Annotated in this window: 9 protein-coding genes and 1 pseudogene; 6 read left to right on the top strand and 4 right to left on the bottom strand. The window is 39.5% G+C overall.

Translation table 11 applies throughout. The features are described from left to right. The first annotated feature begins 51 nt into the window (after nt 1-51). From AC0VZ5_RS04115 to AC0VZ5_RS04090, 6 genes are all read left to right on the top strand, one after another. The gene (locus AC0VZ5_RS04115; protein WP_475474393.1) at nt 52-1,932 is read left to right on the top strand and encodes a methyl-accepting chemotaxis protein; all 1,881 of its coding nucleotides are present in this window, start codon (nt 52-54) and stop codon (nt 1,930-1,932) included. Nucleotides 1,933-2,223: 291 nt separating this feature from the next. Further along, nucleotides 2,224-3,906, top strand: coding sequence for a chloride channel protein (locus AC0VZ5_RS04110; protein ID WP_138605635.1), 1,683 nt, complete (start codon nt 2,224-2,226; stop codon nt 3,904-3,906). A gap of 16 nt (nt 3,907-3,922) precedes the next feature. Further along, a complete protein-coding gene (locus AC0VZ5_RS04105) occupies nt 3,923-4,357 on the top strand; it encodes a CopD family protein (protein ID WP_010391077.1) in 435 nt (144 codons plus the stop codon). Nucleotides 4,358-4,469: 112 nt separating this feature from the next. Beyond that, a complete protein-coding gene (locus AC0VZ5_RS04100; RefSeq protein ID WP_290170677.1) occupies nt 4,470-5,486 on the top strand; it encodes an aspartate carbamoyltransferase in 1,017 nt (338 codons plus the stop codon). Nucleotides 5,487-5,524: 38 nt separating this feature from the next. Continuing rightward, nucleotides 5,525-6,805 carry a glutamate-1-semialdehyde 2,1-aminomutase gene (gene hemL, locus AC0VZ5_RS04095; protein ID WP_475474392.1) on the top strand — a complete coding sequence of 427 codons (1,281 nt, stop codon included), beginning with the start codon at nt 5,525-5,527 and terminating at the stop codon, nt 6,803-6,805. Between the two features lie 161 nt (nt 6,806-6,966). Next, nucleotides 6,967-8,808, top strand: a complete 1,842-nt coding sequence (locus tag AC0VZ5_RS04090; protein ID WP_475474391.1) for a methyl-accepting chemotaxis protein — start codon at nt 6,967-6,969, stop codon at nt 8,806-8,808. Between the two features lie 60 nt (nt 8,809-8,868). Here the strand turns inward: AC0VZ5_RS04090 and AC0VZ5_RS04085 are convergent. The 4 genes and pseudogenes from AC0VZ5_RS04085 to AC0VZ5_RS04070 form a co-directional block, all read right to left on the bottom strand. Then, nucleotides 8,869-9,260: pseudogene (locus AC0VZ5_RS04085) on the bottom strand (IS3 family transposase); the annotation flags it as partial. A 237-nt stretch (nt 9,261-9,497) separates the two neighbouring features. Next, nucleotides 9,498-12,518 carry a TonB-dependent receptor gene (locus AC0VZ5_RS04080; protein ID WP_178955351.1) on the bottom strand — a complete coding sequence of 1,007 codons (3,021 nt, stop codon included), beginning with the start codon at nt 12,516-12,518 and terminating at the stop codon, nt 9,498-9,500. A gap of 241 nt (nt 12,519-12,759) precedes the next feature. Beyond that, the gene (gene mrcB / locus AC0VZ5_RS04075) at nt 12,760-15,093 is read right to left on the bottom strand and encodes a penicillin-binding protein 1B (RefSeq protein WP_475474390.1); all 2,334 of its coding nucleotides are present in this window, start codon (nt 15,091-15,093) and stop codon (nt 12,760-12,762) included. Between the two features lie 134 nt (nt 15,094-15,227). After that, complete coding sequence (locus tag AC0VZ5_RS04070; RefSeq protein WP_054202014.1) at nt 15,228-16,457, bottom strand: ammonium transporter; 1,230 nt, start codon at nt 16,455-16,457, stop codon at nt 15,228-15,230. Nucleotides 16,458-16,464: the final 7 nt, after the last annotated feature.

The following is a 16,464-nucleotide window of genomic DNA, read 5'->3' as shown; positions in this document are numbered from 1 at the left end:
ATTTTCAAGTGGGAGAGTTGATTTTATTGAATTATGCGAAAGTTGGGCCTTATGAAAATTAGAACTAAATTCTCTGTTGTCTCTGGTATTGTGGTATTCGTTGTTATATCAATGCTGGCAATAACGACGTATTTATTAGTACAACAAACAGTGAAAAAATCCACAGCCGCCTATGTTCAAGATAATGCATCATTGCTATCGCAAAGTATTAGTAACTGGTTGGCAAGTAGAGCATCACAAGTTAATGTTTTAAAAAATCAACTTGAAACAGGTTTCTCGAAAGCTAGGTTCCAGTCAGGATTAGAAAACAAAGCGTTTATTAATGACTTTCTACTGATGTTCGGCACTTTAAGTGATGAAAAAACTCTACGCTCTAATAATAAAAATAGGGTAAATCCACCCGACGTAGATTTTAGACAAAAACCTTGGTTTAAATTAGCAAAAGATAACGATGGCATTTTGTTCACTGTGCCATACGTTGATGCGGCAACCAATGAGCTGCTTTTGTCTGTAGTTAGTGCCGTTAATACCCCGAATGGCTTTGAAGGGGTAATTGGTGGAGATCTAAGTTTAGATGCTATTGCAAAGAGCATAAATACTGTAAGCTTTGATGGGAACGGCCTAGCATTTTTAGTTGATAAAACAGGAAAAATCATTACTCATCCACTAACGTCCCTTAATAACAAACAAAGCCAAGATGTTTATAATGCATCACCAAATCAACAAAGAAAAATAATAGAAGTAAAGTATGATGGCAAAGAGAGCCTATTGTACTTTTACCCCCTAAATAACCAAGCAGGAGTAGATTGGTCTATTGCTATATTACTAGACAAAAATAAGGTTTATGCATCACTATCTACCTTCACTATACGCACTATTTTTATTGCCATTATTAGTATTACCCTTTGTGTACTGATTCTTCGTAAGCTAACAAAAATACTTTTAAGACCCTTGGAGCAATTAGAGGAAGCAATCAACCTCATAGCCTCTGGCGGCGGGGATTTGACACAGCGATTAACTATTTCAACTGAAGATGAATGTGGTATCGTTGCTAAAAGTTTTAACCTATTTTTATCATCGCTACAAGAGTTGGTTGCTAGCGTGATAGGTAAAGCTAGCAATGTAGAAAAGCAAAGTAGTTCAGCCAAGTCGCTAGCTACTGAATCTAGTCGCTCGTTAAACGAACAGCACCAATTAATTGATAGTTTAGCCACAGCCATGCACCAGATGAGTACAACATCATCAGAAATTGCTTCAAGTGCGCAAGAAGCGGTCTCATCCGTTACCTCAGTAAACCAATCTACAACCTCTAACAAAGAGCTTTTTGCAAAAACAACATCTGATATTACTGATTTAGCAAACTCAATCTCAGATTCACAAAAACAAAGTGATCAACTAGCACAGTACAGTAACAATATTGAACAAATACTTTCTGTTATAAATAATGTAGCTGAACAAACCAACTTACTTGCATTAAACGCTGCAATTGAAGCTGCAAGAGCTGGGGAACAAGGACGAGGTTTTGCTGTTGTTGCAGACGAAGTCAGAACGCTCGCATCAAGAACTCAAAGCTCTACCACTGAAATTAAGACAATGATTGAACAAATTCAGCTATTTTCATCAAAAGTCCAGCAAGCAATGGAGCAAAGTAAACAAAAAGCTTCGCAATGTGTAGAGCAGACAGAAACCGCGAATCAATCATTAAATGCTATATCAATAGCAATAAACGACATCATGGACAGAAATTACCAAATTGCTGCAGCGATTGAAGAACAAAGTACTGTGATCGAAGAAATTAACAAAAACACTATCAATATTAAAGATATCAGTATGCAAGTTGATGGGTTTGCTAAAGAACAATTTAAAACTAACACTGAACTAGCAGAAAATGTAAAGACTCAACAGGACCTACTCAAAAAGTTTATTGTTTAATGAGTGGGTATTTTAAGTACCAATACCAATAAAGCCATGAGTCAGTATTAAAACAGCATACACCAATTCTTATTTAAAGAATTAATGGGTAATTGATGCCTTAACTATATTATTAATCCACTTACCACTCAGTATGTTGGCCACTTAAGTAAGTGTTACATGGCTTGTTTAGTGCTATAATTTTTGTCTTTAACATTTACTTATCGAACAAAAAATAATTTTAAATCTCAAGGACTTCCCTAGACTATTTTGATAAACTTGACGCCTAAAAATGCTACGGGGAAATAAAGCATGTGGCTTGAGCGACTGAGACGTCGATTAGCAAAACCAAAAACATCCGTACAATTATGCTTATTAGGCGTAAGTGCCGGATTAATTGCTGCATTTTTTATTATACTGTTTCGTTTAACCATTTTATTTTTTCAAAGTTTATTTCTAGAAACCCCTGACGATTTTACCACCCTACCCACTTTAGAACGGGTATTAATGCCTTTAGTTGCAGCGTTATTAATAGCTACATTTGCGGCTTTCACTGGCTTTAAACATTACCGCTTAGGTATTCCTTTTGTAATACACAGAATCAAGCGCCATTACGGGCAAATGCCATTGTATAACACGGTTAATCAGTTTGTTGGTGGTGCGCTGGCACTGATCAGTGGTTTTTCTGTTGGCCGCGAAGGCCCCTCAGTTCATATGGGAGCTGCCGGGGCAAGCATATTAGCAAATAAATTACACTTACCTCACAACGCTATGCGTACCCTCAGTGGTTGTGGCGTTGCCGCGGGAATTGCTGCGTCGTTCAATACCCCGCTTGCTGCGGTTATTTTTGTAATGGAAGTGGTGCTCAGGGAATACAAAGTACATATTTTTGTGCCGATAATGCTCGCAGCCGTTACCGGTGCATTAGCCACTCAATTTGTATTTGGTGAAGGCTCAGAACTTGCGCTAATAAGCATTGCACCACTAAGTGGTTGGCATTACCCCTATTTAATTTTGTGCGGCATGGGGCTGGGCGCGGTGGCTTATGCTTTTAATCAAAACTTAATGCTGATTATTAAAACCTTTAAACCACTTAGTATGTTTCCACGTTTAATAATTGCAGGATGTATTGCCAGCTTAATTGCCTATGCAGTTCCACAAGCTATGGGCTCAGGGATGAGTGCGATAACCATAGCAGTAGAGTCACCTGAAAATATGCAACTACTTACCACTATTTTAATTGCTAAGTTATTAGCCACCTTGTTTGCTATTGGCTTAGGTATTCCTGGTGGGTTAATTGGTCCGGTTATTGGACTTGGCGTTTTAACCGGCACTTTAATGGCATTTTTTGCCCAGTTTATTAGCCCAGGAACTGATATAGCCGGTACTTATGGGGTGCTTGGCATGGCAGGCTTACTAGCTGCCACATTGCACTCTCCCTTAGCGGCACTAACTACCGTGATGGAGCTGACCTCTTCACCGGAAATTATTGTACCGGCGATGATCGTCATTACCACCGCCTACGTTACAGCTTTGCAGGTATTTGGTAACCGCTCTATATTTTTACAGCAATTAGACTTTCAGGGATTACCTTACCATGTATCTCCGGCCACCGAGGCCCTACAAAAAGTAGGGGTGATGGATGATATGGATGAAGACTTTAAACTGCTCTACTCCGATGATAAAGAGCAAATAAAAAACAGCCTAGATGCCATGGACAGTCAAACACCGTTAATTGTATTTGACGATGAAAATGGTTATCGCCTAGCCGAATATGACTTAAGTTTAATGTCTGATCAGGCGGTCAATATAAAGTACATTAGCTTACAAGGTATCAGCAGCCAAGCCACCCTCGCAGATGCCTTTGAAATTTTGAATGATAAACGCAGTGGTGCACTTTATGTGTATAACTTATTAGATAATCAACAAATTATGGGATTATTAAGGTGGGATCAAATCCATCATATTCTAACCATACGTAACAGTTTGCTTTAACAATAATGAGAACAGTATGAGCGCATTATTAATTTACAAAACCTTGCACGTATTTTTTATGATTGCTTGGTTTGCCGGTATTTTTTACCTACCTCGACTTTTTGTATATCACGCTATGAGTGAAGAAAAATCGTGTAACTCAATGCTAAAAGTAATGGAACGTCGGCTACTTTATTTTGTTACCCCCTTTGCTGTGCTTACCGCAGTGTTTGGCGTATTAACTATTGTTGAATACGGCCGCGAATGGTTTCGTTACAGTATGTGGCTGCATTACAAACTAGTGCTGGTAATCATTTTATATATTTATCATGGCTACTGTTTCAAATTATTAGCTGATTTTAAACACGATAGAAATACTAAAAGCGATCGGTTTTACCGAATTTTCAACGAGCTACCTGTTTTAGCGTTACTCGTTATAGTTGCTTTAGCCATAATTAAGCCAAGCTTTTAAATACAGGATTATAAATTACACTGCCAAGTCGCAAACTAAGTTTGTATAATACGCGCGATTGCGTGCTCCTTTATGGATTATCGCGCCTTTTTGAATAACTAGGAATAACCCCATGTTCAGTTTCCAAGGTGAAAATATACTCTCTGTTAATCAACTCGATCGAGACTGTATTGAACGCATATTTGCTGTAGCAAAAAAAATGGAGCCATATGCAAAAAAACAAAAGCGTACCAATGTACTTGAAGGCGCTATTTTAGCGAATCTATTTTTTGAACCTAGTACGCGTACTCGTGTTAGTTTTGGCACTGCGTTTAACTTACTCGGTGGACTGGTTCGTGAAACCACCGGTATGCAAAGCTCTGCGCTTGCTAAGGGCGAGTCACTATATGATACCGCACGTGTTATTTCAGCCTATGCGGATGCGGTTGCAATGCGCCATCCAGACTCAGGTTCGGTAGCTGAATTTGCAACAGGTTGCAGCGTACCAGTAATAAATGGTGGCGATGGACCCAATGAGCATCCTACTCAAGCGCTGCTTGATTTATTAACTATTGAGCGAGAGCTTAACCGCTTCGATCAAAATATTGATGGCATGCATATTGCGCTAGTCGGCGATTTAAAATATGGCCGAACCGTTCACTCGCTATCAAAGCTATTATGTCATTACAAAAATATTCGCTTTTCAATGGTTGCCCCTAATGGCTTGCAAATGCCTGACTCAATTTTATCTGCCGTTGAAAATGCAGGACATAAAATTGAACTAGTTGATAAAATGGAAGGTAACTTAGCAGCCGATATCGTTTATCAAACACGCATTCAAGAAGAGCGTTTTCCGTCGCAAGAGGAAGCCAACAAGTACCGTGGTGGATTTAGAATTAGCCAGTCTATTTACAATAGCCATTGCAAACCTAATTCAGTATTAATGCACCCGCTTCCTCGCGATAGCCGTTTAGAGGCAAACGAACTTGATAACGACTTAAATGCTAACGACAATCTAGCAATATTCCGCCAAGTACAAAATGGCGTTCTTATTCGTATGGCACTGTTTGCTTTAACCCTCGGCGTAGAAAACAAAGTTGAGCAGTATGAAGTAGACGTTCCTTGGTTTAGCCGCAAACGCGATAGCTAAGCTCTTATTTTTAAAGTGATAAAACAATAGGATTTTTCATGACAATTAGCCAAGACTTATTTAAACGAGCTCAATACTCTATTCCTGGTGGCGTAAATTCACCAGTGCGTGCTTTTAATGGTGTAGGTGGTACTCCGCTGTTTATTACTAAAGCACAGGGCGCGTTTACATTTGATGCTGATGGCAACCGTTATATCGATTATGTGGGCTCTTGGGGTCCAATGATTATGGGCCACAATCACCCTGAAATTAAACAAGCAGTGCATGATGCGGTAGAAAATGGTTTAAGCTACGGAGCACCTACTGAAGCTGAAATTTTAATGGCTGAAAAAGTTAAAGAGCTAGTACCATCAATCGAAAAAGTACGTATGGTAAGCTCAGGTACAGAAGCAACAATGAGCGCAATTCGCTTAGCCCGTGGCTTTACTGGTCGTGACAAAATTTTAAAATTTGAAGGGTGTTACCACGGCCATGCAGATTCACTGCTAGTAAAAGCCGGCTCTGGTGCATTAACTATGGGTGTACCTAACTCTCCGGGCATTCCTGAAGATTTAGCTAAGCACACACTCACGGTATCGTTTAACAATATTGAAGAAGTGAAAGCGATTTTTGCTAAATACGCCGATGAAATCGCGTGTATTATTGTTGAGCCAGTTGCAGGTAACATGAACTGTATCCCACCAGTACCTGGCTTTTTAGAAGGACTGCGTGAAGTCTGTGATCAGTACCAATCTGTGCTTATTTTTGACGAAGTAATGACAGGTTTTCGTGTAGCCCTTGGTGGCGCTCAGGCTTACTACAACATCAAACCAGACTTAACCTGTTTAGGTAAAGTAATTGGTGGTGGCATGCCAGTAGGCGCGTTTGGTGGTAAAACAGAAATTATGGATTACATCGCACCTGTAGGCCCAGTTTATCAAGCGGGTACACTTTCAGGAAACCCAATTGCTATGGCTGCAGGCTTAAAATCACTTGAGTTACTAAGTGCACCTGGCGTTCACGAAAAATTAGAAGCTATTAGTAAAGCGATTTGTGAAGGCTTTGAAGCTGCAGCTAAGAAAGCAGGCATTGCCTTAACGACTAACTACGCTGGCGGCATGTATGGCTTTTTCTTTACTGATGCAGAAAAAGTAACTACTTACCAACAAGCCACTGAATGTGATTTAGAGCGCTTTAAAAAGTTCTTCCACTTAATGCTTGAAGAAGGAGTTTATTTAGCACCTTCAGCGTTTGAAGCTGGTTTTGTTTGTGCTGCGCACACAGAGCAAGAAGTTCAAGCAACAATTGAAGCGGCAGAGCGCGCTTTTGCTAAGCTATAAGTACACTTTATAACGTTATTAATTACGTATAAAACACAAATTAATAATAAAAAATTGATAAAGAGCCCGAAAGGGCTTTTTTTATTTGTAAACGCTTATATTTGAATAATAATTAGACTTTATACGGTCTATGTAGCCTAAATCAATTATAAGAGAAAACTATGTCAGGATTAAGACACTTAGCAGCCCCCGCCATCACACTCATGGCAAATTTAAAATATAAAACAAAAATTAGTGTTGTGTTTGGAATTTTATTATTACCGTTAGCGCTGAGTTTATTTTTTTTAGTGTCTTTGCTAGGTAACAGTATTAGTGTTTCGCAAATGCAGCAACAGGGCTTAAAAGGTTACCATCGCATCTTAAGTAACCAAATAGATGGCAACACAGATAAAAATCCACAAGTTGCGCGTGCGTTAGGCTATCAAATCAATAGTGCTAAAACTCAGGATATACTCGAGTTTATTTCTATTGAATCTAACTTAGCGTTAGATAACCAGCTTGCAAGCTCCTACCTTAACCGCTCATTAGTACTGCCTTTACCCTCGCTAATTGTCCAAATTAACTTACTAACACGAAGTGCAAACACTGTGATCGATAATAATCGATTTACTCCTGAAACCTTTATTGCGCTATCTAACTTAAATAAATCGTTACCCCTTTATGAAAATCAATTATATAAAACACTTAAAGTAGCAACCGATGCTGATAGCACTGTGAGCGAAGCCTTATCTGCGCCACTAAAACAATTACACAGCGCAATCAATACATTTAAAAACGCCATAGAAAAAAAATTACTTGAACCTGACAACATAGCCTTAACAAAAGCAGAATTTGCGAAGCTCACTAACAATGTAAACACGAGTATTAATACGCTAGTTGAAAAAAGTATCCCAACTCTTGAGAGTCTTATTGAAAAAAAATACGCCTCACAATTGTGGATACGCAACTTAGTATTAGCGGCCTCTGTGATAAGTTTGCTATTTGCTTTATATCTTATGGTCGGCTTTTACTTTGTTGTAGTTGATACTATTACTCAATTTGCTCTTTGTGCAGAGCAAGCAGCCAATGGCGATTTAAACTCGAAGATCAATTCAAGTACCCACGATGAAATGGACATCATTGCCCAAAGGTACAATGCTTTATTACGTGCTTTTACACAGCTATTAGAGAAGGTTAAAAGCAGCACACATTCACTATCTGATGCAACCTACTCCTTATCTCATGTAAGTAGCCAAACGAGTCAGGATGTAGAAAAGCAGCAAAACCGCGTTAATGCTATCAACTCAGCCCTTAGTAATATGAGCCACAGCGCACACAGCGTTGAGGACTCAGCGAATAAGGCGATGCTCACAGCTCAAAAAGCAACAAAACATGTTAAACAAGGCGCAGGTAACACGATGGAGCTGGCTAAATACATGCAAGACTTAAAAGTTGAATTTGCACACAGCCAGCAATCGCTTAATAAGCTTGCCCAAGATAGCCAAGAAATAAGCAAAGTAAGCAAAGGGATAAGTGAAATAGCCGAGCAAACCAACTTGCTAGCACTTAATGCCGCTATTGAAGCCGCTCGTGCAGGAGAGCATGGCCGTGGTTTTGCAGTTGTTGCAGATGAAGTAAGGACACTCGCTAAACGCACACAAACGCAAACCCAAGAAATACATCAAATTATTAGCTCGTTGCAACAATCATCTGAAGATACACAGCAAAAAATGCATTCTAGTGTAGAAAAAATGGAGCAATCTGTTGATGCCGCAACACAAACAAATCAAGTGTTACAAGATGCCGAATACAGTATGAATATGATTAAACAACAAGGAGAAGAAATAGCCCTGCGAGTAAAAGAGCAATCACAAGCTACGGCACAAGCTCTAGGCGACTCAGAGGAGGTGAGTAACCTAGCTAATCATACGCTTAGTTCGGCACAGTCTTCCTTACAGGATGCTCAGCGATTACAGCAACTATCGGATGATCTGACTAAATCAATGCAATTTTTTAAATCTTAAAAAATTAATAATTGCCCCGTCCTGAAATAATTTGACGGTTTTAATGAAGGGCTTGGTGTGTCAGTACCAAGTTTTTTTATACACTTGATTTGGTATTTTCATACCCAAACTTAAGTACGAACGCATTTCATTTTATATGAATATCAACTCCTCAACAAGCAGCTTAACTCTACCATGTATAACATTTATACAGTAGCAATATTACTTTAATATCCCGTTTCTACGCTCTGCTCAGGTGTTTTGATAACAGTCATATCCGTCATCGATGGCTTAATTCTCTTTTTAAATAACTCATCTTGATATACTTCAGAGCAACACTGTAAACTTCTATCTGAATGATGAATCGCGTCACGTTTAAAAACGCTATGCTTAATCGTCATCTATAGCGCTTTCATTTCATCACTCAGCTCATAATCCATTATTCTCCGACTATAACTATCAGTTACTAATGACCGTTAATATATGCTTTGCGCTTGTGTGTGAAGTCACCTTTTTCTACTTACTTAACAACGGATAGTTTAAAGCCTAATGTACAATCTCGTTGGGTACGCTTAGCGCCCTTAATTTCAATGGTCTTCATAAATAGATCCTAAATGTGTAAATGCATTTCAGGACAAAAAAAGCTTTCGCATAAAAAAAGCCCTTTCGGGCTTTTTTATTATTTATATTATTGTGATGCTATATAAAGTTTAGAATCGAGCTTCAAACCCTATACGAACATAACGTGGAGTCTGCCAAGAGTAAGCAGCGTCATGGTAAGCATTAACTTCGCCTTCATTTTGCTCGTAATGCTCATTCAAAGAAGCCTCTGACTGACTATTTAATATGTTGAACACATTGATTGATGCTCTCATATCAATATCTGAAACAGTAAAGTCATATGCAGCAGATAAATCTAAGTTAAATGTCCATGGTGTACGACCATTTGTACCACGGTCATGCTTCTCATAGATTTTTTCTTCTTGCTCACATTCACCATTACCATTGGTATCAGGACACTCATTTGTGTAAATGTAGAAAGTATCACCCCAACCACCATTTAGATTTGGATCTTTTGACGGGTAACCTTGGCCGAATAAACTTTTAGGACGACCACTTTGTAATGTTGCATTCCAACCTACAGTCAAGTTTTCAACTGGCTCCCAACTACCAAAGAATTTAAATGTATGACGACGATCATTAGGTTGATAACCCTGAGAGCCATCCATTACAGCTGGGAAGTCGAAGTCTTGTGTAATACCTGCATCAGCTTGGCCAATATCGGATTTAACAGCACCTTCAAAGTTACCAACACTTCGTGCCCATGTATAACCAAACTGGTAACGAATCGTATCAGCCTGATAATTTAAGTTAAACTCTACGGCGGTATATTCATTATTAGCCTTAGGTAAACCAATAGTGTCGGCAGAGTAAGTCGTTAGTGAACCTTCATCTGGAACACCGTCGTTATCAAAGCTTGAATCACCCCAATCAGTACCATTCCAATAGTAACCATCACTATACCAGCTAGAAGATGAACCAGGATTAATCATCACACAATATGGGTAAGCATAACGACCACAGTAATCATCTAATGCAGTAGCAACTTCACGATAAACACCTTTAATACCAACAGTGTACTCATCATTTAGTGCTTGCTGTACACCTAAAATATATTCATCTTTTGAAAATGGTTCGGCTTCTTGCGCTTGGAAAATATCTTTTTCTGGGATAACCGGAACACCACTTACTTGTTGTGAGTTTGCTAAACCGCCTGAGCCAAGAGTATCTGCCAAAGGAGCCAAACCTGTAGGTGCTCCTGTCGTTGCATCAACACCCGTATACGTGTAAGCAGTAGTAATATCACTTACTCCAGAAGCTGCACGGAAAATAGTGTTATTTGCAACAGGTAAGTAATAACGTCCATAAGTACCATATACTTTAGTGTCGCCAGTGCTCGTTGGATCCCACGTGAAACCTAAACGAGGAGCAACATCCGTTTTGAAGCTTGTAAGTAGCTTATCTGTTGTGCCCCAACTATCAAACTCATCTATACGTAAGCCAACAGTTACCGCAAAATCATCTGTTACTTGCCAATTATCTTCTATGTAATAAGCCGTAAGCTCTGACTTAAAGCTACCGCCACCATCAAATACTCGATCTTCAACGTATTGCAATACATTACCAGTATTGTTTGTTAATGCGCCATTATCAGCTTGAAAACTGCCGTTAGCCGCTAGTGTACGGTAATCATAACTGTGGCCACCGATAGGACGACTCACACGCTCAGATTCACGCTCTTGATAATCGATACCAAAGCTAATCTGATGGTCTTGCCAAACATACTCAATATCAAGGCGGTACTGAGTATTTTCATCATTATTTGCACCAAAGCTACCACCAGCACCACAACCAGTGATTGGATTAGAAGTACCACGAGAATCTGTAATACTTGGGCAAATTAAGTTTTCTGATTGCGTTTCATACTCAGTCTCAATTGTACCAGCCATTGCTGTGACAACTAAATCTTCAGTTAGTACACCTGTGTAACTCAAGCTTTGCGCTTCGCCACCACGCTTAAGTAATGCACCATCTTTGCGGTCGCCTATAACACCGTTGTTGTAATCATAAACAGAACGCTCAATATCACGACGATTTGAATAAGCAAAATAGCTTAAGCGATGGTTTTCATTAATATCCCAATCGAGTTTACCACCCCAGAATAAATTATCTCCGCCAGATGCAGATTCTTCTCGGTACTGATCGTTCGGTGAAAATTCATCTCCACCCCAAGTATAAGACGACTCAGTATCACGCGGGTTTATTAAACCATAGAAAAAAAGTGTGTCTTCAATAAGTGGGCCACCAACAGCAAGTGTAACGTCAGTCTTGTTATCAGAGTCATAGCTTTCATCTCTGAAAATTTGACCTGCTCCATTATTGCCACGAGAAATGCTGCCCTCTTCTTGCAAAGAATCAGGTTGGTACTGAACTACAGCAGAAAATTCCCACTCGTTAGTACCGCCTTTTGTAGTTGTATTAATAGTACCACCAGTAGCTCGGCCAAACTTGGCTGAATAACCACCGGTTTTAACTTGAAATTGGTCATAGAATTCAAACGGGACTTCGCCACACCCTAAGCCTTGGCGAGTATTAGTAACTTCTAACCCATTAATATAACATGCATTTTCAGCAACAGAAGAACCACCAAATGACGCTGTATTTCCAAATGCGCTATCGCCTTTTACAGCCCCAGGTGCTAATAATGCAACTGATGTTAAATCACGATTAATTGGCATTCTGTCAATTTCAGCATCTGTAATAACTAGGCCCGAATCAGCTGTTGAAAGATCTATTGATGAAATACGAGCACCAACAACTTGAATTACCTCTGGGCCAGAAGAATCGAAACTGTTTAGGTCAAAGTTAGCTTTTGAATTGGCACCTAAAGAGACTCTAACGCGGTCTTCAGCAACTACAGCATCGCCTTTTAATATTTGTATCTCGTAACTACCTGTAGGCAGAGAGGCAAAGCGAAAGGTACCTTCACTAGAAATACTTAGAGTTCGCTCTAAACCAGTTGCAGGGTTTTTAACTTTTACAGTGTAAGAACTATTATCATTAATATTATTTACAGTTCCTATTACATCAGATGCAACAGCAGGTAATGCTAGGCCTAAGGATGCTGATACGGCAATTGCCGTTATACTTTTCCTAAATATTGATTTCATTATTTATCCCTGTTTGAAATTATAATTATATGCCTTAAAGGCATATTTATAATATGCTTATAAAACAAAAATGCAAACAAAAAACCAACAAAGTTAACAAAAAACAAACAAATACCCATTCCTTTAAACTAACAACAGGTGAACAATATTTATACTATAAAAATAAATAAAAACATTTCACTAGTCCTTTATTAAAGAAATCCATAAAAAAAGCCCTTTCGGGCTTTTTTATTTTTATTACCTAGCGAATACACTGGGGTCTTGGTTTAAACTCACTGGCCCTAAGTGGTAATTGAATCACTTTGCCACACCCTGGTGGTGCTTGCTTCCCCGTTTGCTCGTTTACAAATGCCCACCGAATTGAAGGTGGACGAGTATCGGCAATGGCTTGGGGGTTTAGCGGTTTTAAATAACGAATATAGGTTTCAAGCGCCCCGACACTACCAGTCAAACCAGTGCTTTTATTATCGTCACGACCTAGCCAAGCAACAGTCACTGTATTTTGATCAAACCCGGCAAACCAGCTATCGCGTAATTCGTTACTGGTACCTGTTTTACCTGCTAACTGAATCGACGGAAAATGTAAATTTAAGCGCTTAGCGGTGCCATCTTTAGTTACTCGCTTCATAGCGTATTTGGTCATGTACATGGCATCTTTATCAAAGCGTTGTTCGTTACTCACTTTATGCTTATAAAGTACTTTACCAACAGAGTCAGTTAATGCCGAGATAGACGTCAGCTCTCTGTATTCGCCATCAGCAGCAATAGTGGTATAAAGCTGGGCCACTTCAAAACTCGACATTTCAATAGCCCCTAATAGCAGCGACGGGTATTCATTAATATGGCCTTTAGCACCTAGTCCTCTGAGTGTATTAGCAACTTTATCAACCCCAACATCAAGCCCTAAGTTAACTGCCGGAATATTAATGCTGTGGCTGAATGCTTTATAAAGAGGCACGGCGCCTCGATATTGATGATCAAAGTTTTCTGGCTGCCATACTTTTCCCTCTTCGTTGGTGACTTGCACGGGTGAATCATCAAGCAATGTCGCTAAATTATAATGAGGAAGCTGCAGTGCACTTAAATACACTGCCGGTTTAACTAATGAGCCAATATTGCGCTTGGTATCAAGCACCCGGTTAAACCCTGAATAGCGCACATCACGTCCAGACACTAACGCTGATACACCAGCTTTTTCAACATTAACGGAGATCATTGCCGCTTCTAATTCTTTGGTATTTGGACGCCTTTCCAAATAAGGTAAACTGGCCTTAATCGATTCTTCCATTGCGGTTTGTTTTTGCAAGTCGAAGTAGGTAAATACGCGCACCCCTGCATCTAATACTTCTTGATCAGGTAGTAGCTGTTTCAACTCGCGATTAACCAACTCTAAGTAACCTGGGTAAGACTTTTGTAAGCTGGCTTTCATTGGCGCAATATCAATTGCGCGCTTTAATGAGGCTCGATACTCCTTAGTGGAAATAAGTTTGTTATCGACCATTAAACGCAGCACTAAGTCACGACGTTCCATAGCACGTTCTTTATAACGTCTAGGGTTATAATAAGAAGGGCCTTTAACCATGGCCACCAGCAGAGCAATTTGGTCGTACTCAAGTTCATCAACGGGTTTTGCAAAGTAAAACTCAGCAGCCAGCCCCATCCCATGTACTCCTTGGTTATAAGACTGACCTAGGTAGACTTCGTTTAAATAGGCTTCAAGAATCTGATCTTTTGAATAACGATAATCAAGAATAAGCGCAATAAAAGCTTCATTGATTTTACGTACTAATGAACGTTCACGGGTAAGATAAATATTTTTAGCTAGCTGTTGCGTCAGTGTGCTGCCCCCTTGCACGGTTCTTCCTGCGCGAATATTGGTATATAAAGCCCGTAAAATAGAAAATACCGATACCCCATGGTGATCATAAAAATCGCGGTCTTCGACCACTAACAAAGCATTTTTAAGCATGTCAGGAAATTTATCTAATGGCACAAATTCGCGGTCTTGTTTTGAGTCATTACCTATACGGGCTATTTGTACAGGCTCTAATCTGGCAGTGTTTAAGCGACGACCGAATTTATCTTTAATACTGGCAACCTTTTTTCCAGAGAAACGTAGTTCAATTACGTGAGCATTTTCTAAACCATCATAAAATTCAAAATCACGACGAAAAATCTTAATACTATTAGCTGTTTTAATATATTGCCCTGTGCGGCTTAAGCGATTAACTGCCGTGTAATTTAAACGTTTAAGCTCCCATAAAACTTCTTGCTCAGATAAAAACTGCCCAGGAAAAAACGTCATTGAACGCGCATACACTTGGGCTGGAAGTTGCCATTTATTGCCTTCAAATTGGCGGGTGATTTTTGCATCAAGATAAATAAAGTAAAGTGCTACAGCGATGAAAGTCGCCAGACTCAGTTTCCAAAAAATAGAAAACAACGTTTTTAAAAATGGCCGTTTAGCCGAACTTGCGGTTTTTTTTGCAGCACTTTTTCGCGCTGATGTTTTAGATGACTTAGTAGCGCGCTTAGTCGAGGGTTTACTGGTCGGTGTTTTCTTTTTTTCAGCCATTTAAGTGTAATACATTCCAAAGGTTGATTTAACGCGAGGAGCTTATCACATTACTCTAACACCTGAAAAATTAACCCTTCCTGAAATCAAAAAAGCCCTAACTGAGTAGGGCTTTGATTGAACACACAATACTTTTAATTACTTCTTACTGAAACAAATTCTGGGTAAGCATCAATACCACAATCATGTTGATCCATACCGTTTAGCTCTTCCTCTTCGGTAACACGAATACCCATAGTTTGTTTTAAGACTGCCCAAACAATGAATGATGCGATAAACACAAAGCCAATGATACATAGTAAACCAATTAACTGTGCCACAAGGTTAGCCTCGGCATTAGTAACCGGCACTAATACCACACCTAATATGCCACATACACCATGCACAGAGATGGCACCTACAGGGTCGTCAATTTTCACTTTATCAAGTGCCACAATGCTTAGTACAACCAAAGACCCACCTAGTAGGCCGTATAAACACGCCATTAATGGTGATGGTGATAATGGATCTGCAGTAATAACCACTAAGCCTGCAAGTGCGCCATTAAGTACCATGGTTAAATCTGCCTTACCCCATAATAATTTACATAAGAACAAGGCTGAAATTGCCCCCATAGCTGCAGCAGCATTGGTGTTAAGTAGTATTTGACCTACTGCAGTTGCATTTTCTTTATCTGAAATTAATAACTGTGATCCACCGTTAAAGCCAAACCAACCCATCCATAAAATAAATGTACCCAATGTAGCAAGTGGCAAGTTTGAACCTGGAATTGGGTAAATTTCACCATTTTTACCATATTTACCTTTACGTGCACCCAGTAGAATTACACCCGCAAGCGCTGCAGCTGCACCGGTTGCATGGACAATGGCAGAACCTGCAAAATCAACAAAGCCTAATTCAGATAGGAAGCCGCCACCCCATGTCCAGTAACCTTCAATTGGGTAAATTAATCCTGTAAGTACTACTGTAAACACTAAGAAAGCCCATAACTTCATACGCTCCGCTACGGCGCCAGATACAATAGACATAGCCGTTGCAACAAATACTACTTGGAAGAAAAAATCAGACTCTAGTGAATGATCGGCGTCTGCCGCTTGACTACCTATTAGGCCACCAAATGAAGGAATTATTCCGCCTTCAACGTTGTCTACATACATAATGTTGTAACCGACCAACAAAAACATAGTACAAGCGATAGAATAAAGTGCGATATTTTTAGTTAGGATTTCTGTAGTATTTTTTGAGCGCACTAAACCAGCTTCTAACATTGCAAAACCAGCTGCCATCCACATAACTAAGATGCCAGAAATTAAAAAGTAAAACGTATCGAGCGAAAACTTCAGCTCTATAATTGTATTTTCCATGTTGCCC

It is taken from the genome of Pseudoalteromonas sp. QJM3NY_12 (assembly GCF_056173165.1).
Note: the sequence above shows the minus strand (reverse complement) of the source record. Positions and strands in the feature narration are given on the sequence as shown.